The sequence below is a fragment of the Clostridium sp. AF28-12 genome, from assembly GCF_003435225.1.
Taxonomy (GTDB): domain Bacteria; phylum Bacillota; class Clostridia; order Lachnospirales; family Lachnospiraceae; genus Pilosibacter; species Pilosibacter fragilis.
This window is the reverse complement of sequence record NZ_QWGJ01000058.1, coordinates 1-1,571: the sequence shown is the minus strand read 5'-3', so window position 1 is coordinate 1,571 and position 1,571 is coordinate 1. Positions and strand designations below refer to the sequence as shown.

The 1,571-nt window shown below is 58.6% G+C and carries 1 protein-coding gene; it reads right to left on the bottom strand.

Annotated features, from left to right (window positions below):
• The coding region (locus DWY93_RS16735; RefSeq protein WP_117472741.1) for a CD1108 family mobile element protein at window positions 1-1,295 on the bottom strand (1,295 nt) is incomplete at its 3' end.
• Between the last annotated feature and the right edge of the window lie 276 nt (window positions 1,296-1,571).

Below are 1,571 nucleotides of genomic sequence, written 5' to 3'. Positions count from 1 at the left end.
GGGTCATCCAGCGCCTCGCCGGGTATCTCATAGCTGGGGCCGGTATCTTCGCCGCCGTTGTAAATCCCTTCCCACAGATAGGGCTTGTTGCCTTTGAGCTGCTGCATAACGGTGTAGATTTCCCGCTGCTGTTCGTTAAGCCTCGGCAGGATCACGGCAGGCAGCGTCTTGTTTGTGAGGGTCACATTTAAGATGTAATACTCATAGGGGACTTCCTCGGTGGTGGTTTCCCCTGTCTCCGGGTCGGTGCTGGTTTCGGTGCGGTAGCGTATCTCGACTTCCTCCGTCAAGGTCAGTTCATACTGTGCCTCAAAGATCTCCCGCAGCTCGTCCTGCACCTGTTCCCGGAAATACACATGGTACTTTGCCGAGAGATAGGACGCCAGCTCATAGGGGTTGTGGCCGATCTCGTCCACGGAATAGCGGTACTCGTCATATCCGGGATGGGTGCTTTCGATGTTCGCTACCGTCTGCGCCAGCTCGTTTTCCAACGCTGTGTAGTCCTCGTCCACCCCCAGCAGGTCCGTATCCTCCGAGGCGTAGGAGGTGCCGGATAACGCATTGGCAAGGCCGCTGCCAAGCGTGGGAAAGATAGAGCTTACCGCCGACACAAGAAAACAGAGCAGCAACAGCAGGAGCAGGACCAGCACCGCCACGGGATGACGGGTCACAAACTGCGCCGCCCGACGGGTCGCAGTTCCCGAAGCGGCAGCGGTTTTCTTTGCGGCCTTTGCGCCCTGTTTTGCAGCCGCCTTTGCTTCTTTGGAATACCGGCGTTTCAGTTTCCATTTCTGCTGCACACGGGAAAGCGGATTGCTGGCAAGTTCCGGGTGCTCGGAGGCCATCTTTTGAAAATCCACATTGGCCCGGGCTTTTATGTCCTTCCGTTCCCACTTTGCCACCTTCCGGGCCGGGTGCTCCCGGTATCTCCGTTTGGCATACCGAGTCAGTTTCCGGGCTCCGGCCTCGGCCACAAGTTCCGACTTATGGGCTCCTTCCACACCCACATTTTCATGCTCGACCTCGTGGATCTTGTTGTGGACATAGAACCATGCTTCTGTACGGGCTCCCCGGACTGCCTTTTTTGCAAGCCCCGGCGGCTTCTTCGCTGCCCGTTTTGCCTCGGTCTTGTCCAGTTTCTCCCGGGCCTTTCCCAGCTTTTCCCCGGCGTGTTCCGCTTTGGCCTGTGCTTTCTGGTACTTATCCTTTTTGCTCCCGGCCTTCTCAGTGGAGCCCTCCGGCTCCTGTGCCTTGCCGGTATCCTGCGGCCCGCCCGCTTCATCCTCCTGCCTCATGCGGTCAGAGGGACGGCTTTTGCGACTGTCCTCTTGAAACTTGCCGCTTTTGGACTTCGGGCCATCGTGGCCCGAAGGACTGTCCTGTCCGGTATCTTCGTCCTCAAATCGCAGGCGTCGGGATGGTGCGGGGGAAGGCCCTTCCCGTTCAGCCGGTCCGGGGCGATTGCCCCCGGTATCCTCCGTCGGCTCCGGCCTTTGAAAATTCCGTTTGTCCGGTTTCTTTCCGATGATGTATCCCTCCTTTCCAAACCTCGGGCCAGCATGGCCCGAAGT